The organism is Bradyrhizobium sp. CCBAU 21365, assembly GCF_015291305.1.
Taxonomy (GTDB): domain Bacteria; phylum Pseudomonadota; class Alphaproteobacteria; order Rhizobiales; family Xanthobacteraceae; genus Bradyrhizobium; species Bradyrhizobium elkanii.
On record NZ_CP030036.1, the window covers coordinates 1,184,908 to 1,207,146 of the forward strand.

General features: G+C 65.8%; 17 protein-coding genes. 13 read left to right on the plus strand and 4 right to left on the minus strand.

Features of this window, described 5'->3' with window-relative positions:
• Positions 1-112: 112 nt before the first annotated feature.
• Positions 113-823, plus strand: coding sequence for a phosphate regulon transcriptional regulator PhoB (phoB, locus tag XI02_RS05510; protein WP_016844067.1), 711 nt, complete (start codon positions 113-115; stop codon positions 821-823).
• Positions 824-1,060: 237 nt separating this feature from the next.
• Here the strand turns inward: phoB and XI02_RS05515 are convergent, their stop codons facing one another.
• The gene (locus tag XI02_RS05515) at positions 1,061-1,573 is read right to left on the minus strand and encodes a GcrA family cell cycle regulator (protein ID WP_018269585.1); all 513 of its coding nucleotides are present in this window, start codon (positions 1,571-1,573) and stop codon (positions 1,061-1,063) included.
• Positions 1,574-2,060: 487 nt separating this feature from the next.
• Between XI02_RS05515 and XI02_RS05520 the strand changes: the two genes are divergently transcribed.
• From XI02_RS05520 to XI02_RS05530, 3 genes are all read left to right on the plus strand, one after another.
• Positions 2,061-3,269 carry an aspartate aminotransferase family protein gene (locus XI02_RS05520; RefSeq protein ID WP_172648882.1) on the plus strand — a complete coding sequence of 403 codons (1,209 nt, stop codon included), beginning with the start codon at positions 2,061-2,063 and terminating at the stop codon, positions 3,267-3,269.
• Positions 3,269-4,195 (plus strand): ornithine carbamoyltransferase, encoded by a 927-nt coding sequence (gene argF / locus XI02_RS05525; RefSeq protein ID WP_016844071.1) that lies wholly within the window; start codon positions 3,269-3,271, stop codon positions 4,193-4,195. The genes XI02_RS05520 and argF overlap by 1 nt, the downstream gene beginning before the upstream one ends.
• 191 nt (positions 4,196-4,386) lie before the next feature.
• A complete protein-coding gene (locus XI02_RS05530) occupies positions 4,387-5,388 on the plus strand; it encodes an Hsp33 family molecular chaperone (protein WP_172648881.1) in 1,002 nt (333 codons plus the stop codon).
• 143 nt (positions 5,389-5,531) lie between these two features.
• Here the strand turns inward: XI02_RS05530 and apaG are convergent, their stop codons facing one another.
• A complete protein-coding gene (gene apaG / locus XI02_RS05535; RefSeq protein ID WP_026192166.1) occupies positions 5,532-5,930 on the minus strand; it encodes a Co2+/Mg2+ efflux protein ApaG in 399 nt (132 codons plus the stop codon).
• 273 nt (positions 5,931-6,203) lie between these two features.
• Between apaG and XI02_RS05540 the strand changes: the two genes are divergently transcribed.
• The 9 genes from XI02_RS05540 to XI02_RS05580 all read left to right on the plus strand — a co-directional run bounded on the left by XI02_RS05540 (position 6,204) and on the right by XI02_RS05580 (position 17,328).
• Entirely contained in the window at positions 6,204-7,463 is a 1,260-nt protein-coding gene (locus XI02_RS05540; protein WP_026192167.1) for an OpgC domain-containing protein, read from the plus strand.
• Positions 7,460-8,242 (plus strand): SGNH/GDSL hydrolase family protein, encoded by a 783-nt coding sequence (locus XI02_RS05545; RefSeq protein WP_141713578.1) that lies wholly within the window; start codon positions 7,460-7,462, stop codon positions 8,240-8,242. The genes XI02_RS05540 and XI02_RS05545 overlap by 4 nt, the downstream gene beginning before the upstream one ends.
• 18 nt (positions 8,243-8,260) lie before the next feature.
• Entirely contained in the window at positions 8,261-9,259 is a 999-nt protein-coding gene (locus XI02_RS05550; RefSeq protein WP_172648880.1) for an SGNH/GDSL hydrolase family protein, read from the plus strand.
• Between the two features lie 339 nt (positions 9,260-9,598).
• Complete coding sequence (gene glpK / locus XI02_RS05555) at positions 9,599-11,101, plus strand: glycerol kinase GlpK (RefSeq protein ID WP_172648879.1); 1,503 nt, start codon at positions 9,599-9,601, stop codon at positions 11,099-11,101.
• Between the two features lie 246 nt (positions 11,102-11,347).
• Complete coding sequence (locus XI02_RS05560; protein WP_172648878.1) at positions 11,348-13,792, plus strand: penicillin acylase family protein; 2,445 nt, start codon at positions 11,348-11,350, stop codon at positions 13,790-13,792.
• Between the two features lie 368 nt (positions 13,793-14,160).
• A complete protein-coding gene (locus XI02_RS05565) occupies positions 14,161-14,418 on the plus strand; it encodes a hypothetical protein (protein WP_172648877.1) in 258 nt (85 codons plus the stop codon).
• Positions 14,419-14,629: 211 nt separating this feature from the next.
• Entirely contained in the window at positions 14,630-15,223 is a 594-nt protein-coding gene (locus XI02_RS05570) for an N-acetyltransferase (RefSeq protein WP_172648876.1), read from the plus strand.
• 154 nt (positions 15,224-15,377) lie between these two features.
• Complete coding sequence (locus tag XI02_RS05575; protein WP_172648875.1) at positions 15,378-16,004, plus strand: glutathione S-transferase family protein; 627 nt, start codon at positions 15,378-15,380, stop codon at positions 16,002-16,004.
• 382 nt (positions 16,005-16,386) lie between these two features.
• A complete protein-coding gene (locus XI02_RS05580) occupies positions 16,387-17,328 on the plus strand; it encodes an IS110 family transposase (RefSeq protein ID WP_018271587.1) in 942 nt (313 codons plus the stop codon).
• Between the two features lie 90 nt (positions 17,329-17,418).
• Here the strand turns inward: XI02_RS05580 and maiA are convergent, their stop codons facing one another.
• Together maiA and metH are read right to left on the minus strand one after the other, a co-directional pair.
• Positions 17,419-18,078 (minus strand): maleylacetoacetate isomerase, encoded by a 660-nt coding sequence (gene maiA / locus XI02_RS05585; RefSeq protein WP_172648874.1) that lies wholly within the window; start codon positions 18,076-18,078, stop codon positions 17,419-17,421.
• A gap of 306 nt (positions 18,079-18,384) precedes the next feature.
• Entirely contained in the window at positions 18,385-22,239 is a 3,855-nt protein-coding gene (gene metH / locus XI02_RS05590) for a methionine synthase (protein WP_172648873.1), read from the minus strand.

Consider the following 22,239-nt stretch of genomic DNA (forward strand, 5'->3'; position numbering starts at 1 on the left):
GAAACTGGATGATCCTCGCGACAAATCGTTTCCGCGGGGACTATGCTCAAGGAAGTAAGCGTTTCGGTTTGCGTCTGGGCAACGGATCACCACAGAGAAAGAACTTAAACCGATGAGCGCACGCATTCTGGTAGTCGAAGACGAGGAAGCGCTGACGACGCTGTTGCGCTACAACCTCGATGCGGAAGGCTACGATGTCGAGACGGTGGGGCGCGGCGACGATGCCGACACGAGGCTGAAGGAGCGCGTTCCCGACCTCGTGGTCCTCGACTGGATGCTGCCGGGCCTGTCCGGCATCGAGCTGTGCCGTCGCCTGCGGGCGCGGCCCGAGACCAAGCAGCTTCCGATCATCATGCTGACCGCGCGCGGCGAAGAAAGCGAGCGCGTGCGCGGACTTGCCACCGGCGCCGACGATTACATCGTCAAGCCGTTCTCGGTGCCGGAACTGCTGGCGCGGGTGAAGGGCCTGTTGCGCCGCGCGAGCCCGGAGCGGCTTGCGACCGTGCTGACCTATGGCGACATCGAGCTCGACCGCGAGAAGCGCCGCGTGGCGCGCTCCGGCCGCCCGATCGATCTCGGGCCGACCGAGTATCGCCTGCTCGAATTCTTCCTCGAGCATCCCGGCCGCGTGTTCAGCCGCGAGCAGCTGCTCGACAGCGTCTGGGGCCGCGACATCTACATCGATGAGCGCACCGTCGACGTGCATATCGGCCGCCTGCGCAAGCTGCTCAATCCGGGCCGCGAGCAGGATCCGATCCGCACCGTGCGCGGCGCCGGCTACGCGCTCGACGACCGCTTTGCCAAGGCCGAGCCGCAGCCGTAACGGGCGCGTGGCCATCGCAAGCCGCATCACCGGCGTCGTCCCGGCGAAAGCCGGGACCCATACGCCGCGGCCGGCGTAATCGGCACGTGGCCAGACGGCTTTCTAACAACACGCATTAGTGGTTATGGGTCCCGGCTTTCGCCGGGACGACGCCGGTGATGTAATGGGCTACGGACAAAAAAAATCCCCGCTTTCGCGGGGATTTGTTTTTGAGTTCTTCCGTCTTTTCCCGAGTGCTCACTTGATCTGCGGTTTCGCCGACGGCCGGCGGCGATCGGCGGCGGGCTGGTAGGCGACGCGCGAGTGATGCGCGCAATAGGGCAGGCCGGCGAGCGCCTTGCCGCCGCAGAAGAAGAATTCCGGGCTCGAGGGATCGCCGACCGGCCAGTGACAGGTGGCCTCGTTGAGCTCGAGCAGCGACAGCCGCTGGCTCATCGGCACCACATTGTCGTAGGAGATCGGATCGGGCTCCATCTCGACCTCGAAGGCGTGCGCCAGCGCGGTGTTGCCGCGCGACACCGGCCGCGCTACCCGCATCATGTGCTGGGCGGGGCGGGCCTTGCGCTGCCGCGGCGCGGCCGTGGAGGGTGCCTTGGCGCGGCCGGAGAGGCCGAGCCGATGCACTTTGCCGATCACGGCGTTTCGCGTCACATTGCCAAGTTCCGCCGCGATCTGGCTGGCCGACAGGCCAGACTCCCAGAGCTTCTTCAGCTGCTCGACGCGATCGTCGGACCAGGTCAATACAGTCATCGCATTCTTCCCTTCGCGTAGCGCCGGCCAATCATTGGAGCGGCGCTGCGAGCCAATCTGGACAAATATCCCTGCGGCCAGAATCCCTTAGCCCTCGCCGGGCACGGTGTTGCGCCCGAACGTTTACGCGAGACACGAAGGCTACTTAGAGGGTCCAGTACCGCCGCACGAGATGTCGTACCCGACAGGCCAAACGCTACAATATGGCGTGACTCTGGCGCAAGAGTCCGCGGCCGTGCGTCCACATGTTCCCACACAGTTAAGCATCGCGATGAGGCTTTTCCACCGCACCGGAATGCTCCGGATTGCGCTCGTTTCGCATTGCAGGAAGGCCACTTCGTGGCGATTGACACTTACCGACCGCAGCATAGAATGCCCGCCACGTGCCGCCCGCAAAGGCGGCCGTTTTGTTTTCCGAAGCTGGCCGTTGCTGCGCTGGCGTCAAGGCGCGCGGCAATTGTCGGCTTAAAAACCGTCAGTGAACGCCATGACCAACGCTGCCACGTCGCATCTGCTCCCCGTCTTCGCCAGGGTCGATCTCGGCTTCGAGCGCGGTGAGGGCGCCTGGCTGATCGCAACCAACGGCGACCGTTATCTCGATTTCACCTCGGGCGTCGCGGTCAACGCGCTCGGGCACGCGCATCCGCATCTGGTCAAGGCGCTGCAGGAACAGGCGACCAAGCTCTGGCACATGTCGAACCTGTTCAAGAGCCCGGACGGCGAGGCGCTTGCCGCGCGGCTGTGCGAGCAGAGCTTTGCCGACTTCGTGTTCTTCTGCAATTCCGGCGCCGAAGCGATGGAGGGCGTGATCAAGCTGGTCCGCCACTATCACTTCTCCAAGGGCCATGGCGAGCGCTACCGCATCATCACCTTCGAGGGCGCCTTCCACGGCCGCACGCTGGGCACGCTGGCGGCGACCGGCTCGACGAAATATCTCGAAGGCTTCGGCCCGCCGATGGACGGCTTCGACCAGGTGCCGCATGGCGACATCGAGGCGGTGAAGAAGGCGATCGGCCCGCACACCGCCGGCATCCTGATCGAGCCGGTGCAGGGCGAGGGCGGCGTGCGCTCGGCGCCGCAGGCGTTCTTCAAGGCGCTGCGCGCGCTCTGCGACGAGCACGGCCTGCTGCTCGCCTTCGACGAGGTGCAGACCGGCATGGGCCGCACCGGCGAGCTGTTCGCCTACAAGCGCACGGGCGTCACGCCGGATGTGATGTCGCTGGCCAAGGCGCTCGGCGGCGGTTTCCCGATCGGCGCGGTGCTGGCGACCGCGAAAGCGGCCGAAGGCATGGCGCCCGGCTCGCACGGCTCGACCTTCGGCGGCAATCCGCTCGCGGTCGCCGCCGCCAATGCCGTGCTCGACGTCATGCTGAAACCCGGCTTCTTCGAACATGTGCAGAAGATGTCGCTCTTGCTCAAGCAGAAGCTCGCTTCCGTCGTCGACCGCTATCCCGGCGTGCTGTCGGAGGTGCGCGGCGAGGGGCTGTTGATCGGCGTCAAGGCGGTGGTGCCGTCGGGTGACCTGATCGCAGCACTGCGCAACGAGAAGCTGCTCACCGTCGGTGCCGGCGACAATGTGGTGCGGTTCCTGGCGCCGCTGATCGTGACCGAGACCGAGATCGATACGTCGATCACCGCGCTCGAGCGCGCGTGCTCTGTACTGTCGGCGGCGCAGCCGAAGAAGGCGGCGGGATAATGAGCAAGCCGGTCCGTCACTTCCTCGATATCAACGAGCTGCCGCTCGGCGAGCTGCGCAACATGCTGTCCGCCGGCGCCGCCATGAAGGCGAAGCTGAAGGCGCACGAGAAGGGCAGGAAGCCGCTCGAAGGCAAGACGCTGGCGATGATCTTCGAGCGCCCGTCGACCCGCACAAGGGTGTCGTTCGACGTCGGCATGCGCCAGCTCGGCGGTGAATCCATCATGCTGACCGGTGCCGAGATGCAGCTCGGCCGCGGTGAGACCATCGCCGACACCGCACGCGTGCTGTCGCGCTATGTCGATGCGATCATGATCCGCATCCTCAACCATGACGCGCTGCTCGAGCTCGCTGCCCACGCCACCGTCCCCGTCATCAACGGCCTGACCCGGCGTTCGCATCCCTGCCAGGTGATGGCCGACCTCATGACCTATGAGGAAAATCGCGGCTCGATCGAAGGCAAGACCGTGGCCTGGACCGGCGACGACAACAACGTGCTGGCCTCCTGGGCGCATGCCGCCGAGCGGTTCAAGTTCCAGCTCAATGTCGCGACCCCGCCGGAACTGTCGCCGAAGAAGCCGATGCGCGACTGGATCAAGGCGACCGGCGCGCCGATCATGCTCGGCAGCGATCCGGAAGCCGCCGTGCGCGGCGCCGACTGCGTCGTCACCGACACCTGGGTGTCGATGGGCGACAAGGAGGGCGAGCACCGCCACAACGTGCTGCGGCCCTATCAGGTCAATGCCAAGCTGATGTCGCTCGCCAAGCCGGACGCACTGTTCATGCACTGCCTGCCCGCGCATCGCGGCGAGGAGGTCACCGACGAGGTGATCGACGGGCCGCAATCCGTGGTGTTCGACGAGGCGGAAAACCGCCTGCATGCGCAGAAGGGCATCCTGGCCTGGTGTTTCGACGCGGTCGCGTAGCGCCCATTCAATGCTGTCGTCCCGGCGAAGGCCGGGACCCATACGCTGCGGCCGATGAAAGAGGCACAAGGGGAGACGCCTTGTGCCGCGACAAAATCCCGTGGTCATAGGTCCCGGCCTGTGCCGGGACGACGATCTCGCGTTGAGTGAACCCCTTTCGTTTTGCGGTCCGAGACCCCAGATAGAGCGCCATGGTTTCACAATCCCCCGACATCAAAATCACGCCCGAGGCGCCGGTTCGCGCGCCCTCAGCGGTTCCTGTCGACGATGCCGTGCTGGCCTTCGAGGTCGGCGCGCTGGACCTGCGCGGCCGGCTGACCCGGCTCGGCCCCGCGCTCGACGAGATCTTGCACAAACACGATTATCCGCCCGCGGTCGGCAAGCTGCTCGGCGAGGCGATCGTGCTGACCACGCTGCTCGGCTCGTCGGTCAAGTTCGAGGGCCGCTTCATTCTGCAGACCCGGACCGACGGTCCGGTGTCGCTCCTGATCGTCGATTTCCAGGCGCCCGACCGGCTGCGCGCCTATGCGCGCTACGACGCATCGCGCCTGAAGAATGGCCAGAGCTCGGGCGAGCTGCTCGGCAAGGGCCACCTCGCGATGACAATCGATCAGGGCTCGAACACCAGCCGCTACCAGGGACTGGTCGCGCTCGACGGCGGCGGCCTGGAAGAGGCAGCCCATGAATATTTCCTGCGCTCGGAGCAGATTCCGACGCGGGTGCGCCTTGCGGTCGGCGAGGAGATGCGCGGCGGCGAGGGCGGCAAGCTGCGCTGGCGCGCCGGCGGCATCCTGCTGCAATTCCTGCCCAGGGCGCCCGAGCGCGCCAAGCAGGCCGATCTGCATCCCGGCGATGCGCCGGAAGGCACCTCCGCGCATTCCGTGCCGGATGACGATGCGTGGGTCGAGGGTCAGTCGCTGATCTCGACGGTCGAGGATGTCGAGCTGATCGATCCCGATCTGTCCGGCGAGCGGCTGCTCTATCGCCTGTTCCACGAGCGCGGCGTGCGCGTCTTCAACCCGCAAACGCTGCGCGCGCAGTGCTCCTGCTCGCGCGATGCGGTGTCGTCGATGCTGAAGAGCTTCGCGCCGAACGACCGCGCCGAGATGGTGAAGGACGGCAAGGTCGTCGTGACCTGCGAGTTCTGCTCGTCGGTGTATGAGTTCACGCCGCAGGAAGCCGGCGTGGAGTAGACGCGTTCGTCATCGTAGCCCGGAGAAGCCAACGGGTCGCGCGAACGCGCGCCCGATGACAGGCTCCGCGAAATCCGGGGCCGCTCCAACCGCGCATGCACCTGCCCCGGATTGCGCTGCGCTCCATCCGGGCTACGCTGGCGTCAGTTCAACACCCTTTTCCCGCCCGGGCTCGGGCTATCCAACGAAAATGTCGGCACATCGATGTCGAAGCGCTCGCCGGCTTCGGTGACCATCTGGTAGCTGCCGGTCATGAAGCCGGAGGCGGTCGGCAGCGGCACGCCGCTCGTATATTCGAAGCGTTCGCCGGGCGCGAGCACCGGCTGCTCGCCGACCACGCCCTCGCCGCGCACCTCCTGGCGGCGGCCGGTGGCGTCGGTGATGATCCAGTGCCGCGTCCGCAGCTGCACCGTTTCCGGGCCCGAATTGACGATCACGATCCTGTACGACCAGAAATATTCGCGCCGGTCGACCGACGAGCGCTCCGGCATGAAGTTCGGCTCGACGGTGACTTCGATCTGGCGGGTAACGGCGCGGTACATGCGGCTCAATCCGATGGTCCTGGCGCATGGTCCGTTTTCGACCGGATCATGCTCGAACAGGGCGCCATCATAGCCAATTGAACCGCCGGAACCAATCGCCTGCCGGGCCGTGAAAAGGCGGCCCAAGGGCGGTCCGTTCATCGTGGTTTCAACATAGTTCCGCTCTAAAGCGCGGCCGCATGCCGCCGCACTCCGTGCTTTGTCGGCAACTGGCGGACCGATATTATCTTTTCAGCACGGCGTGCGGGGCGTCCGCAGCCGACACGGTGTTTGATGAGCTCGATTGCCGACCCCATAGCCGGTTCGCCGGTGGCTGACGCCAAGGCCGAAGTAAAGGCTGAGGCCGAGGCGAAGGTTGCTGCGCCCGCGATCACGCTGCCGGCGACCGGCGAGCGCGAGCTCCGCCTCGATCTGTTCCGCGGGCTCGCGCTGTGGCTGATCTTCATCGATCATCTGCCGACCAATCTTCTGACCTGGCTGACGATCCGCAATTACGGCTTCTCCGACGCCACCGAGATCTTCATCTTCATCTCCGGCTACACCGCGGCCTTCGTCTACGGCCGCGCCATGCTGGAGGGCGGCTTCGTGATCGCGACCGCGCGCATCCTGCGCCGGGTCTGGCAGATCTATGTCGCGCATGTCTTCCTGTTCACGATCTTCCTCGCCGAGATCTCCTATGTCGCGACCTCGTTCGAGAACCCGCTCTACAGCGAGGAAATGGGGATCATGGACTTCCTCAAGCAGCCCGACGTCACCATCGTCCAGGCGCTGCTGCTGCGCTTCCGTCCCGTCAACATGGACGTGCTGCCGCTCTATATCGTCTTGATGCTGTTCCTGCCGCTGATCCTGTGGCTGATGAAATGGAAGCCCGATGTCACGCTCGGCCTCTCGGTCCTGCTCTACGCGCTGACCTGGCAGTTCGACCTCTATCTCTCGGCCTATCCGAACGGCTTCTGGGCGTTCAATCCGTTCGCCTGGCAATTGCTGTTCGTGTTCGGCGCCTGGTGTGCGCTCGGCGGCGCGCGGCGGATGTCGCGCATCCTGTCGTCGAACATCACGATGTGGATCTGCATCGTCTATCTGGTCGCGGCGTTCTTCGTGACGCTGACCTGGTACGTGCCGCAGCTCGGCCACATCATGCCGAAGGTGATCGAGCAATGGATGTATCCGATCAACAAGACCGACCTGGACGTGTTGCGGTTCGCGCACTTCCTGGCGCTCGCCGCGCTCACCGTGCGCTTCCTGCCCAGGGACTGGCCGGGGCTGAAATCGCCCTGGCTGCGACCTTTGATCCTGTGTGGCCAGCACTCGCTTGAGATATTCTGTCTCGGGGTCTTCCTCGCCTTCGCCGGTCACTTCGTGCTTGCCGAAGTATCTGGCGGTGCCGCACTGCACGCCTTGATCAGCGTCTGCGGCATCCTCATCATGTGCGGCATGGCGTGGATCATTTCGTGGTACAAGCACTCCGCCGACAAAGGCGCCTCGAAAAAAGGCGCCGCTGGCAACGCCGATATGGCGGGAGGGGGAGCATGAAGTCCGCGCGGACGATGCTGGGCCTGACGCTGCTCGCAGCCTGCCTGACGGCCGGTTTGGCGGTGGCGCCCGCGCGCGCCGGCGACACGGCGGAGCCGGCACCGCCGCCGCCCTGCGACGTGCCCGCCTATCTGCTTTCGAGCGAGAGCTCGCTGCCCAAGGTCACCGACGCCATCAAGTCCAACCGGCCGCTCAACGTGCTGGTGGTCGGCAGCCGCTCCTCGACCATCCAGGGCAACGAGGCGAGCGCCTATCCGGCCACGCTGCAGGCGGCGCTGAAGGAGGCGTTGCCGTCGTCGACGATCGATCTATCCGTAGAACTACAGGGAAAGAGCACCGCCGAGGAGACCGCGGGAACTCTTGTTAAGCTTGTTGAAGCAAAAAAGCCTACTTTGGTTATCTGGCAGACCGGAACGGTCGATGCTATGCGAGCGGTCGATCCCGATGATTTCCGTACCGCGATCAACGAAGGCGTTGTTGCGTTGCGGGACGCCGGGACCGACGTGGTGCTGGTCAATCTGCAATACAGCCCGCGTACGGAGACGATGATCTCTGCGCCGCCATATCTCGACAACATGAAGGTGGTGGCGCAGCAGCACGACGTTCCGCTGTTCGACCGGTTCGCGATTATGAAGCAGTGGAGCGACGCCGGATATTTTGACCTGTTCAGCACCTCGCATGGTGTCGATCTGGCCAAGAAGGTTCATGCCTGTCTCGGTCGCGCACTGGCGAAATTCGTGATCGATGCGGCCCATCTGGGCCCGGTGCAGCAGAATTAGAGGAAGCAGAGTAAGTAAATGCGTTTCGCCTTCCCTTTTCGCGCTTCCGCAGGGCGAGGTCTGTGCGCCGTGGCAGTGCTGGCGCTGCTCGCGCCTTTCGCGGTCGCGCCGTCGCGCGCGCAGACCGGGCAGCATGCGGCGCTTTCGTCCGACGGCAAGACCGAGGCTGCAAAGCCTGACGCGACGCAGCCCGCTGCGACGGCCGATGCGACCAATCCGCCGCAACCGAGCGTCGCCGCGAAGGCGTTCGACAAGGTGAAGCAGGCCGCGAAATCCGCCAGCGACATCTTCCACCGCGTGCCCTGTCAGCAGCCCAAGGGCGTGCCGAACAGCACCGGCTCGCTGCCGCATGTCGCGGCCAAGCTCGCCGCCGGCAAGCCGGTCGTCATCATCGCGTTCGGCTCGTCATCGACCCAGGGCTATGGATCGTCGGCGCCGGAATTCACCTATCCGAACCGGCTCGCCGGACAGTTGCGCCGGCAGTATCCCTCCGCCGACATCACCGTGCTCAATCGCGGCAAGGGCGGCGAGGACGCGCCCGAGATGATGGCGCGGCTGCAAACCGAAGTGATCGACGTCCATCCCGACATGGTGATCTGGCAGGTCGGCACCAACGCGGTGCTGCGCAACCTCGATCCTGCCGAGACCGCCAAGCAGGTCGAGGACGGCGTGGCGCGCCTTCAGACGTCCGGTGCCGACGTCGTGCTGGTCGATCCGCAATATTCGCCGCGCGTCACCGAGCGTCCCGAAAGCGCGCGCGGCATGGTGAAGCTGCTCGGCCGCATCGCCGCCCTGCGTCATGTCGGCATCTTCCCGCGCTTCGAGGTGATGCGCGACTGGCACGAGAAACAGGCGATCCCGATCACCGATTTCGTCACTGCCGACGGCCTGCACATGAACGACTGGGGCTACGCCTGCTTCGCCCAGCTGCTCGGCGACGACATCATCCGCTCGGTCGGCGCGATCAAGATCGGCGTCAACGTCCCCGCCGACGTCAGGACCTACCGGCCGATGTGATCGGGCGCTGTCTCTTCGCGCGGATCCGCTGGCGCGCGTCAGAGAGTAAAGGTGCATGAATCACCAGCGGCACCAAGCATTCAATGTCGTCCCGGCGAAGGCCGGGACCCATAACCACCGAGGGTCATTGTCGCGTGTTCATGGAATGACGAGTCCCGCCTACAACAACCGCCGCGGAGTATGGGTCCCGGCCTTCGCCGGGACGACAGCGGAGCGTGTGGCGCCACTCGCGCCTTAGGATCACGGGTCTCTCACCACCACCTTCCCAAGCTTGACCTTGCCACGGTAATCCGCTCCTTTGGCCTTGACGCATTCTCCTAAGCGCCAAAGGAAACGCTCATGTCTTTCGTGCTGGCCATCGATCAGGGCACCACATCGTCGCGCGCCATGGTGTTTCGCGGCGACATCTCCATCGCCGCCGTCGCGCAGCAGGAGTTTCCGCAGCATTTCCCCGCCTCCGGCTGGGTCGAGCACGAGCCGGAGGACATCTGGACCTCGACCGTGATGGTGTGCCGCGAGGCGCTGGAGAAGGCCGGCCTCAAGGCGAAGGACATCGCCGCGATCGGCATCACCAACCAGCGCGAGACCACCGTGGTGTGGGACCGCGCCACCGGACAGGCCGTGCACCGCGCCATCGTCTGGCAGGACCGCCGCACCGCCGACATCTGCGCAAAACTCAAGGCGGACGGCCATGAGCCGGCGATTTCGGCGAAGACCGGTCTCATTATCGATCCCTATTTTTCCGGCACCAAAGTCGCCTGGATCCTCGATCACGTGCCGGGCGCGCGTGAGCGCGCCGAGCGCGGCGAACTGCTGTTCGGCACCGTCGACTGCTATCTGCTGTGGCGGCTTACCGGCGGAAGGGTCCACGCCACCGACGCCACCAACGCCTCGCGCACGCTGCTGTTCAACATCCACACCGGCGCCTGGGACGACGATCTCGTCAGGCTGCTGCGCGTGCCGCGCTCGATGCTTCCCGAGGTGAAGGATTCCTCCGCCCGGTTCGGCGAGAGCATAGCCGATCTGTTCGGCGGGCCGATCGCGATCTCCGGGATTGCCGGCGACCAGCAGGCCGCGACCATCGGCCAGGCCTGCTTCGAGCCCGGCATGATGAAGTCGACCTACGGCACCGGCTGCTTCGCGCTGCTCAACACCGGCACCACGCCGGTGGCCTCGAAGAACAAGCTGCTCACCACGATCGCCTACCAGCTCGGCGGCCAGCGTACCTATGCGCTCGAAGGCTCGATCTTCGTCGCCGGCTCCGCGGTGCAGTGGCTGCGCGACGGGCTCGGCATCATCAAGCACGCCGCCGAGACCGGGCCTCTTGCTGACAAATCAGACTCCATGCAGAGCGTCTATCTGGTGCCGGCCTTCGTCGGCATGGGCGCGCCGTACTGGAATCCGCGCGTGCGCGGCGCGCTGTTCGGGCTGACTCGCAACACCGGTCCGGCCGAGCTCGCGCATGCGACGCTGGAGAGCGTCTGCTACCAGACCTTCGATCTGTGGGCCGCGATGCGCACCGACTGGCCGGAGGCCAATGCCGCCAACACCGTGCTGCGCGTCGACGGCGGCATGACCGCCTCGGACTGGACCATGCAGCGGCTCGCCGATCTGCTCAACGCCCCGGTCGATCGCCCGATGATCCAGGAGACCACGGCGCTCGGGGCCGCCTATCTCGCGGGCCTCGATGCCGGCGTCTATCCGGAGCCCGCCAAGTTCGCCGACAATTGGCGGCTCGAGCACCGCTTCAGGCCGGCGATGAGCCAGGCGACGCGCGAACGCAAGCTCGCCGGCTGGGCCCGCGCCGTGAAGGGCGTGCTGGCGAGCGACGAGGGGGAGTAGTAATGAACTGATGTTGCGGCAAGCTCGCTGCACCTCTCCCGCTTGCGGGGGAGGTCGCATTGCATCGGAGATGCAATGCGGGTGGGGGCTCTCTCCGCATCATGACCAGTCCCATCGCAGCGACACCCCCACCCCGGCCCTCTCAGCGCGAGCTTTTGCTCGTCGCGACCCGCAAGCGGGAGAGGGGGCGCACCACCACTGCGGCTGAAGACGCCTCACAACCAATAACAACCATCGGAGAACAACATGAACACGGATCTCAACCGCGTCGCCAAGCTACTTGCCGCCGCACTCTGCGCCGCAATACTCACCGCTCCCGCCACCGCGCGCGAGAAGCCGAGCCCGCTCGTCGCAGCGCGCGAGGTCAAGACCGACGTCGCGGGGCTGAAGGCGCCGGGGCAGATCCTGGTCGATGTCTGGGGCATCCCGCACATCTATGCCGGCAACGAGCACGACCTGTTCTTCCTGCAAGGCTTCAACGCCGCGCGCGACCGGCTCTGGCAGATCGATCTCTGGCGCAAGCGCGGGCTCGGCCTCTTGGCGAAGGACTTTGGCCCCGCCTATGCCGAGCAGGACAAGGCGCTGCGTCTGTTCCTCTATCGCGGCGACATGAATGCGGAATGGGCCGCCTACGGCCCGAAGGCGAAATCCTATGCGGAGGCGTTCGTCGCCGGCGTCAATGCCTATGTCGCCGACGTCCAGGCGGGCAAGCGCGCGCTGCCGATCGAGTTCAGGATCGCAGGTACGATGCCTGACCTGTGGTCGGCAGAGGATGTCGTGCGCGTCCGCAGCCATGGCCTGACCCGCAACGTCGCCTCCGAGGTGAAGCGCTCGCGGGTGGCCTGCGCCGCAGGCCTCGATGCCGATCGCTTCCGCGTCAAGCTGGAGCCGGCCTGGACCACCAGGATCCCCGATGGCCTCGATCCCTGCAGCGTGCCGAAGGCGGTGCTCGCCACCTACGATCTTGCCACGCGGCCCGTGAAGTTCGCCGCGCCGAAGGACCAGAAGGCGGCCCTGGCGCATGATCCCGACACGTACCTCGCCGAGGCCGACCAGCAGCGCGACACCATCGGGTCCAACAACTGGGTGATCGCGGCATCGCGCACCGCGACCGGACGTCCGATCCTCGCCAACGATCCGCATCGCGAGCACTCGGTGCCGTCGCTGCGCTACATCGTCGGGCTCAACGCGCCCGGCATCTCCGTGATCGGCGCCGGCGAGCCGGCGCTGCCGGGCATCTCGATCGGCCACAACGACACCATCGCGTTCGGGTTGACCATCTTCAACGTCGACCAGGAAGACCTCTACGTCTACGAGCTCAACCCCGACAATCCGAACCAGTACCGCTACGGCGCCGGCTGGGAGGACATGCGGATCGTGCACGAGAAGGAAGCGGTGAAGGGCGAGGCCGACCGCGAGTTCGAGCTGAAGTTCACCCGCCACGGCCCGGTGATTTTCGCCGACGCCGACAAGAAGCACGCCTTCGCCGTGCGCTCGATCTGGTTCGAGCCGGGCACCTCGGCCTATTTCGGCTCGTCCGATTACATGACCGCGAAAAGCTGGAACGGCTTCCTCGGTGCGATGCGGCGCTGGGGCGCGCCGTCGGAGAACCAGGTTTATGCGGATATCAGCGGCAATATCGGCTGGGTCGCCGCCGGCAAGACGCCGCGCCGCGCCAGTTTCGACGGCCTGATGCCGGTGCCCGGCGACGGCCGCTACGAGTGGCAGGGCTTTCTGTCGCTCGACGAGCTGCCGAAGCTGTATCAGCCGAAGCAGGGCTTCATCGCCACCGCCAACCAGATGAACCTGCCGGCGGATTATCCGGTGGGTGAGCGCAGGGTCGGATTCGAATGGGCCGACAGCGCGCGCTGGCAGCGCATCACCGAGGTGCTGCAGGCCAACAGCAAGGTGACGCTGGCGGACGCGATGGCGCTGCAGAACGACGACACCGGCATGCTCGCGCGGCGCCTCGTCGCGCTGCTGAAGCCGCTCACGTCGGATGATGCGAACGTCAAGAAGGGCCTCGATCTGCTCAAGGCGTGGGATGCGCGCGACGCGGCCGACAGCGCGGCCGCCGCGGTCTACGAGGTGTGGATCGCAAACCATCTCGGCCCGGTGTTGCTCAAGACCACCGCGCCGAAGGCTGCCGAGCTGATCGCGCCGGAAGCCTCCAGCATCTCCGCCATTGTCGGCTATCTCGAAAAGCCCGACGCCGCGCTCGGCAACGATCCCTCAGCCGAGCGCGACCGCGTGCTGCGCGACAGCCTCGGCGAGGCGGTCGCCGACGTTGCCGACAAGCTCGGTCCCGATGCGTCGACCTGGCGCTGGGGCCGGCTGCACGTCGCGCAATTCAATCACGCGCTGATGCCGCTCGCCGACAAGGCGACCGCGGCGCAGATGCAGGTCGGCCCGCTCGCCTTTGGCGGCGCCGCCAACGTGCCGCGCGCCGCCACCTATCGCCGCTCCGACTATCATCTGATCTCCGGCGCTTCATTCCGCATGGTGCTCGATGTCGGCAACTGGGATGCGAGCCGCGCCGTCAACACGCCGGGCCAATCCGGCGATCCCTTCAGCGGCCACTACCGCGACCTCGCGCCGCTGTGGGCGACGGGCCAGTATGTGCCGCTGCTCTACAGCCGCGGCGCGGTGGAAGCCGCAACCGCGGAAGCAATCACGCTGACGCCGAGGTGAGGGCGCCACCAACTCCAATGTCGTCCCGGGTCATCGATCCGTCTCGCCGAAGCTCGAAGAGTGAAAGCGGAAGCGCGATCCGGGACTCATCGGTGCGAATGCCGACGCGGACTGCGGCGATCAGCCACTATTCACTTTGTGCCATCAACGCCGCGGCGGCGCATCTGGATCACTACAAGTTGACGTTTGCGAGTTGCGCACGGACTTCCCGCGACGCTGTGCGCGGGGGTCCAAGAAGCGTTGGCTTCTGCCTGCTAGTCTGACCGATCGTGATCGCCGCCGGACTGTGGCGATTTTCACATTCGGTGCGAGCACGTATTTTCTGGAAGCGATTGAAAGCTCAGCTGGTTACTTCACAGGAGCTGACCATGACGAAAATCATTCTTGTTTCGATCGCAGTTGCTTCTCTCTCCACGGCGGCATTTGCCGATGCACGGACGGCACAACACCGGACCCACCAACGCCTCGCGATGGGTACCGCACTGAGTCCTGCCGTGCTCAACGCCAACGCCAGTCTGAATGGCGACGTCAGCGACCGCGCGATGCATATGCGGAATCTTCGCGAGTCCGGTTACAACCCGAAGAACGATTTCGACGCGAACGGCAACGTGTGGGTTGGCAATTAACCGAGTGCGGGAGGGCCGGGGGAGCCCTCCCTCAAAGCGCGTTCAAGCTGGTTATCCCGCTCGTTGGACCTGGCCGCTCGAATGAGGAGCAGCGGATAGGCTGGCTGCCTCGTCTGTTTTTTCCTGACCAGCCACTGTGCGCAGCGTCGCATTGCATCTGCAGCGACGTGCGGTTATCTCCCGCCGACAGCTTGGAAACAAAGGTCGCTTAATGCTGCTGCCCGACGGTTACTCCGACATCCCCCACGGCAAAATCGCTGCCGTCGTCACCCATCTGGAAATGACCGCCCGCCCGCTGCGCCGCGACGATCCGCCCGGCGCGTGGCGCCTGCGCAAGGTCGAGCCGCCCGCGCTCGACTGGTATCGCGATATCTATCGCCGCGTCGGCGAGGAGTGGCTGTGGTTCACCCGCACCGCGCTCGATGATTCCGATCTCGCCTCGAGGATCCACGCCCCCGGCAACGAGCTCTACGGGCTCGCCGTCGACGGCCAGGATGAGGGCCTGCTCGAACTCGATTTCAGCGTGCCCGGCGAATGCCAGCTGCTCTATTTCGGCGTCACCGCAAAATTCATCGGCACTGGCGCCGCGCGCTTCCTGATGAACCGCGCGCTCGAGATCGCCTGGTCGCGCGACGTCAGCCGCGTCTGGGTGCACACCTGCACCTTCGACCATCCCTCGGCCGTCGCATTCTACCAGCGCTCCGGCTTCCGTCCGTTCCTGCGGCAGATCGAGGTGGCGGATGATCCGAGGCTCGACGGCAGATTGCCGCCCGATGCGGCGAGGCATGTGCCGGTGATCGGGTAGCTCGCCTAACGGACCGGATCAGGATCCGGTTGCAATGCGGCGCGGCCCATCTACGATGGTGCAAAGTGCAACCTTTGTCCCCGGCGTGGCCGCACACTTCGAAAGCCTTGCTTTCGAGGCGCGGCTTGCTGCGGCATGACCGACGAGATGACAGATGTTTTTGATCGGCCAGTACGACTCGCCCTTTGTCCGCCGCACCGCGATCGCGCTGCGGCTCTATGGATTGCCGTTCGAGCACAAGCCGTGGTCGACCTTCGGCGATGCGGAGAAAGTTGCGGCCTACAATCCGGTGCGGCGGGTGCCGACGCTGGTGCTCGATGACGGCGAGGCGCTGATCGAGAGTGGCGCGATCCTGGATTACCTCGACGAGCTGGTCGGGCCGGACAAGGCGATGATCGCGCGTTCGGGGCCCGAGCGGCGCAAGCATCTGCGCATCACGGCGCTGGCGACCGGGCTTGCCGACAAGGCGGTGAGCCTTGTCTATGAGCGCGTGCTGCGCAAGGAGCAGTTGAAACTCTGGGTCGAGCGTTGCGAGGCGCAGATCGCGGGCGTGCTCGCGGTGCTGGAGCAGGAGCGCGCGGCGGTGCCGTCGCCATATTGGCTGGGTGATCGCATCGGTCATGCCGACATCGCGGTGGCCTGCGCGCTGCGCTTCACCGGCGAGGCGCATCCGCATCTGTTCGACGCGCGCTACCCGGCGCTCAAGGCCCACGCCGCGCGCTGCGAGGCGCTGCCGCCGTTCCAGGAGATCGTGCAGCCACTGGCGCCGCCGAGCGGTTAGGGCGGCGTACCGTCATCTCTCTCTGCCGTCATTCCCCGGTGCGCAATTGCGCACCGGGGAATGAGAATGCGCAAATGAGAATGCGCAAGTATGACTCACAGCCCGTGCAACACACTCAGTGTCGTCCCGGCGAAGGCCGGGACCCAACCACCGAAGTTCGTTGTTGGGCGATGCTGGAATGACGAGTCCCGCCGACAACATCCGCCGCGGCGTATGGGTCCCTGTGTCTTGGAAGTGTGTCAGGATGAGGGTGGGCGGGAAGCCGTTGGGTCCTTGGCGCTTGACGCCGTGAGCCGGCTCGGTCTCCCGCCCGTTCCATCTATCAACCTGAACAGTTGCACGAGGCTGCACCAACAGACCTCGCATCACAGGGACAGGCACCGTGATCATAGCTCTTCGTTACGTCGGAATCGACATCTCCAAGAAACACCTCGATATCTTTGATGAGGCTGACGGCGTGCCGAGGCGCATTGCCAACGCGACACAGGCCATCACACAGCAGGTGGCGCGTTGGCAATGCGATGCGCTGGTGGTCTTCGAGGCGACGGGTATCTATGACCTCGCGCTTCGCGAGGCGCTGCGTCAGGCCGGGATCCAGTTCGCACGGATCAACCCGGCCCGTGCCCGCGACTTTGCACGGGCCAGCGGCCTACTCGCCAAGACCGATCCGATCGATGCGCGGATGCTGGCGGCCTTTGCGCGGGCCATGCAGCCCGCCCCCGAGCAGGTCGCCGATCCTGCACGGGGCGCCTTGGCGAGGCTTGCAAAACGGCGGGATCAGCTGGTCCTCATGCGCGCCCAGGAGAAGAACCGGCGCAGCGAGGCCGACGATCGCGCCATGGCCGAACGCATCGGCCGCCTCATCGAGGTCCTCGACAGCGAGATCGCCGAGATCGAGGCCGACATCAGCGCATTGATTAAAGCCGAAGCGCAGATCGCGGACGATGCGAAGTTAATGCGTTCGCTGCCCGGCGTGGGTCCCGTGGCCTGCATGCAGCTCATCGCGCAGATGCCGGAACTCGGGCGGGTCGGACCGAAACAACTCGCAGCGCTCGCTGGCCTTGCTCCCTTCAACGTCGACAGCGGCACCTTCCGCGGCAAGCGCAAGATTGCGGGCGGCCGAAAGCGCGTTCGTGACGCCCTCTATATGGCGGCCCTCAACGCAGTTCGCAGAGCTGATCCGTTCAAGGCCTTCTATGCACGACTGCGACAGGCCGGAAAACCAGCCAAGCTCGCCCTCATCGCCGTCGCCAGGAAGCTGCTCACGGTCCTCAATGCCATGATGCGAGACCGAAAGCCGTACCTGCAGACCAAACCAACATAACAGTTGCCGGCCTTTCGCCGGGACGACGGTCGAGAGAGAGCCGCGCACACGTTTGCGCTTCTGCCTGTCCCTTTGCAACGCGCTCGCAAACTACTTCGGCCGCATCGCTTCCGGTGTATCCGGCTGCGCGGACGGATGCGCCTTGGCGAATCCCGGCAACGCCATGGCGGTCTCGTGGATGCGCTTCACGGTCGGCCAGGGCGACAGGCTGATCTGCTGGTTGATCGCCGCCGTGACGTGGCCGACCAAGCAGATGTCGGCAAGGGTGGGCGCATCGCCGTGGCTGAACCGGCCGGTTGCCTTGTGGCCGGCGAGGTGGCCCTCGAGCGCGGCCAGCGTCTCGACCGTCCAGTGCCGCCGCCAGGCGTTCTGCTGGCTGTCGCGCAGATCGAGCTCGCGATCGAGATAGCGGCGCACCCGCGGCGTCAGCAGCGGATGGCCCTCGCAGGCGACGATCAGCGCCAGCCCGCGCACCCGGGCGCGGCCGAGCGCATCCGCTGGCAGCAGCGGCGTCGTCGGAAAAGTCTCGTCGAGCCAGTCGATGATCGCGAGCGACTGGAACAGCACCGTGCCGTCGTCGGTCACCAGCGCCGGTAGCGCCATCTGCGGATTGATCTTGCGATAGGCGTCAGTGCGATGCGCGTCCGCATCGAGATCGACGAAGACGACATCGGCGGCCACGCCCTTGAGGTTGAGCGCGATCCGCACCCGAAAGCTCGCCAGCGAGCGCCAGAAGGAGAAGAACTGCATGGGGAATTCTCTCTGCGCCACACGACGAAGGCCGTAGCCCGGATGAAGCACAAGCGAAATCCGGGTCCGGTCGTCGTTCGGTCGCAGTTTATCCCGGATTACGCTTCGCTGCATCCGGGCTACGGCGCTTCACCCTCCCCTGGAGGGGGAGGGTCGTATCGCATCGCGCGGAGCGATGCGATACGGGGTGGGGTGACGGTCTCTCCGCTGAAGCGGTGCCCGAGTGGAGGGATCACCCCACCCCGGTGCGCATTCCGCTTCGCTCCATGTGCACCGACCCTCCCCCTCCAGGGCAGGGTGAAAGAGCTATCCCGCGCCCACCTTCTTCCTGCGCCAAGCGAGGTGCACGGCGCAGGTGCAGCCCTGCGGATGCGAGGCCAGCTCCGCGTCGTTGGCAGGCGTCGCGGCGGGCGCGATCGCCGATCCCTTGGCGCCGTCCTGCGAGGGGATGTAGTTCAAGACCGGCGCCAGCCAGCGCTCGATCTCGGCGACCGTCATGGCTTTGCGCGCGGCGTAGTCCTCGACCTGGTCACGTTCGATCTTGCCGACGCCGAAGTAGAAGCTTTCGGGATGCGAGAAATACAGGCCCGAGACCGACGAGCCCGGCCACATCGCAAAGCTCTCGGTCAGCTTCACGCCGGCGGTGTTCTCGGCATCGAGCAGCGCGAACAGCGTCCGCTTCTCGGTGTGGTCGGGCTGCGCCGGATAGCCGGGCGCGGGGCGGATGCCGTCATATTTCTCGAGGATCAGTTCGTCCGCCGACCACGCCTCGCCCGGCGCATAGGCCCAGAACTCCTTGCGCACGCGCTGGTGCATGCGCTCGGCGAAGGCTTCGGCCAGGCGATCGGCCAGCGCCTTGCACAGGATCGAGGAGTAGTCGTCGTTGGCGTTCTTGAAGCGGTCGGCGACCGCATCCTCGCCGATCCCCGCGGTGACGACGAAGCCGCCGATATAGTCGGGCACGCCGGTCTCGACGGGCGCGATGAAGTCGGACAGCGCGGCGTTGAAGCGGCCCTCGCGCTTCTCGAGCTGCTGGCGCAGCGTGTGGAAGGTCGCGATCTTCTGCTTCCGCGTCTCGTCGGCATAGACCTCGATGTCGTCGCCGACGGCGTTCGCCGGCCAGAAGCCGATGGTGGCGCGGGCGGTGAACCACTTCTCCTTGATGATCGTGTCGAGCATCTTGCGCGCGTCGGCATAGAGCGAGCGGGCGACTTCGCCGACCTTGGGGTCGTCGAGGATCGCCGGGAAGCGGCCGGTCAGCTCCCAGGTCTGGAAGAACGGCGTCCAGTCGATGTAGTCGGCGAGTTCGGCGAGATCGTAGGCGTCGAAGCTCTTCAGCCCGAAGAAGGCCGGCTTTTTCGGCGGCGCCGCCGCGAGGTCGATCGCGACCTTGTTGGCGCGGGCCTCGCCAAGCTTCAGCCGCTTCTTGTCGGCCTGGGCGCGGAAATGCGCCGTGGAGATTTTTGCGTATTCGGCCCGCACCTCGGCGGCGTAGGCCTGCTTCTTCTCGGCCGACAGCAGCGAGGAAGCGACGCCGACCGCGCGGCTCGCATCGTTGACATGCACGACCGGGCCGCCCGGATAGTTCGGGTCGATCTTCACGGCGGTGTGCACGCGGCTCGTGGTGGCGCCGCCGATCAGGAGCGGAAGGTTCATGCCCTGCCGTTGCAGCTCGCCGGCGAGGAAGCTCATCTCGTCGAGCGAGGGCGTGATCAGGCCGGACAGGCCGATGATGTCGGCACCCTCGGCCTTCGCGGTCTCGATGATCTTGTTGGCGGGCACCATGACGCCGAGGTCGATGACCTCGAAATTGTTGCACTGGAGCACGATGCCGACGATGTTCTTGCCGATGTCGTGGACGTCGCCCTTCACCGTCGCGAGCACGATCTTGCCCGCGGCGTTGCGGCCGCCGGTGATGCCGTTGGCGAGGTTGCGGGCCTTCTCCTCCTCCATGAACGGCATCAGATAGGCGACCGCCTGCTTCATCACGCGGGCCGACTTCACGACCTGCGGCAGGAACATCTTGCCGTCGCCGAACAGATCGCCGACCACGTTCATGCCGGCCATCAGCGGCCCCTCGATGACGTCGAGCGGACGGGACGCGTTCTGGCGCGCGGCCTCGGTGTCCTCTTCGATGAACTCGGTGATGCCGTGCACCAAGGCGTGGGACAGCCGCTTCTCGACCGGCCATTCGCGCCAGGCGAGATCGGCTTCCTTGGTCTGCTTCTCCTTGCCGCGGAATTTTTCGGCCAGCGCCAAGAGTCGCTCGGAGGCGCCGGGATCGCGGTTGAGGATCACGTCCTCGCAGGTCTGGCGCAGCTCGGGATCGATGTCGTCATAGACGATCATCTGTCCGGCGTTGACAATGCCCATGTCCATGCCGGCATGGATCGCGTGATACAGGAACACCGAGTGCATCGCCTCGCGCACCGGCTCGTTGCCGCGGAACGAGAACGACAGGTTGGAGACGCCGCCGGAGATGTGGGCGCCGGGCAGGTTCGCCCGGATCCAGCGCGTCGCCTCGATGAAGTCGACGCCGTAATTGTTGTGCTCTTCGAGGCCGGTCGCGATCGCAAAAATGTTCGGATCGAAGATGATGTCCTCGGGCGGGAAGTCGAGCCGGCCGACCAGGATGTCGTAGGCGCGCTTGCTGATCTCGGTCTTGCGCTTGAACGTGTCGGCCTGGCCGGTTTCATCGAACGCCATCACCACCACGGCGGCGCCGTGGCGCTTGGCGACGGTCGCTTCATGGATGAACTTCTCCTCGCCTTCCTTGAGCGAGATCGAGTTCACGATCGGCTTGCCCTGGATGCATTTCAGGCCGGCCTCGATGACGTGGAATTTCGAGGAATCGACCATCACGGGCACGCGCGCGATGTCGGGCTCGGCGGCGACGAGGTTGAGGAACGTCACCATCGCCGCCTCGGAATCGAGCAGGCCCTCATCCATGTTGACGTCGATGACCTGGGCGCCGTTCTCGACCTGGTCGCGCGCGACCTGCAGCGCGGCGGTGTAGTCGCCGGCGGTGATCAGCTTGCGGAATCGTGCGGAGCCGGTGACGTTGGTGCGCTCGCCGACATTCACGAACGGAATGGCGTCGGTCAGCGTGAACGGCTCGAGGCCGGACAGCCTGAGCCGCGGTGCGATCTCGGGCACCGCGCGCGGCTTGTGCGGGGCGACGGCCTTGGCGATCGCGGCGATATGGTCGGGCGTGGTGCCGCAGCAGCCGCCGACGATGTTGACGAGGCCGGCAGCGGCGAATTCGCCGATCAGCCGCGCCATGTAGTCCGGCGTCTCGTCATACTGGCCGAATTCGTTGGGCAGGCCGGCGTTCGGATAAGCACACACGAGCGTGTCGGCGACGCGGCCGATATCGGCGATGTGCGCGCGCAGATCCTCGGCGCCGAGTGCGCAGTTGAAGCCGATCGTGATTGGCCTCGCGTGCCGCACCGAATGCCAGAACGCCTCCGGCAACTGGCCGGAGAGCAGGCGGCCGGACTTGTCGGTGATGGTGCCGGAAATCATCACGGGCACGTCGATGCCGCGCTCCTCGATGATCTCGGAGATCGCGTACAGCGCCGCCTTGGCGTTCAGCGTGTCGAAGATGGTCTCGACCAGCAGCAGGTCGGCGCCGCCGTCGAGCAGACCCTTGGCCTGCTCGCCATAGGCCTTGCGCAGATCGTCGAAGGTCACCGCGCGATAGCCTGGATTGGAGACGTCGGGCGAGATCGAGGCGGTGCGGTTGGTCGGGCCGAGCGCGCCGGCGACGAAGCGTGGCTTGCCGTCCTCGGCGCTCACCCGCTCGGCGGCGGCGCGCGCAAGCCGGGCGCCCTGCAGGTTCAGCTCATAGGCAATGTCCGACATGTCGTAGTCGGCCTGCGCGATCGAGGTCGAAGAGAAGGTGTTGGTCGCGACGATGTCGGCGCCGGCGCGCAGATAGGCGGCGTGGATGTCCGTGATCGCCTCGGGCTGGGTCAGGATCAGCAGATCGTTGTTGCCCTTGATGTCGCGGTGGAAGTCCGCAAAGCGCGCGCCGCGGAAGGCGGCTTCGTCGAACTGCAGGCCCTGGATCATCGTGCCCATGGCGCCGTCGAGCACCAGGATGCGCTCGCGGGCAGCCGCGAGCAAAGCGTTACGCTTGGGGGAAACGGGAACGGACAT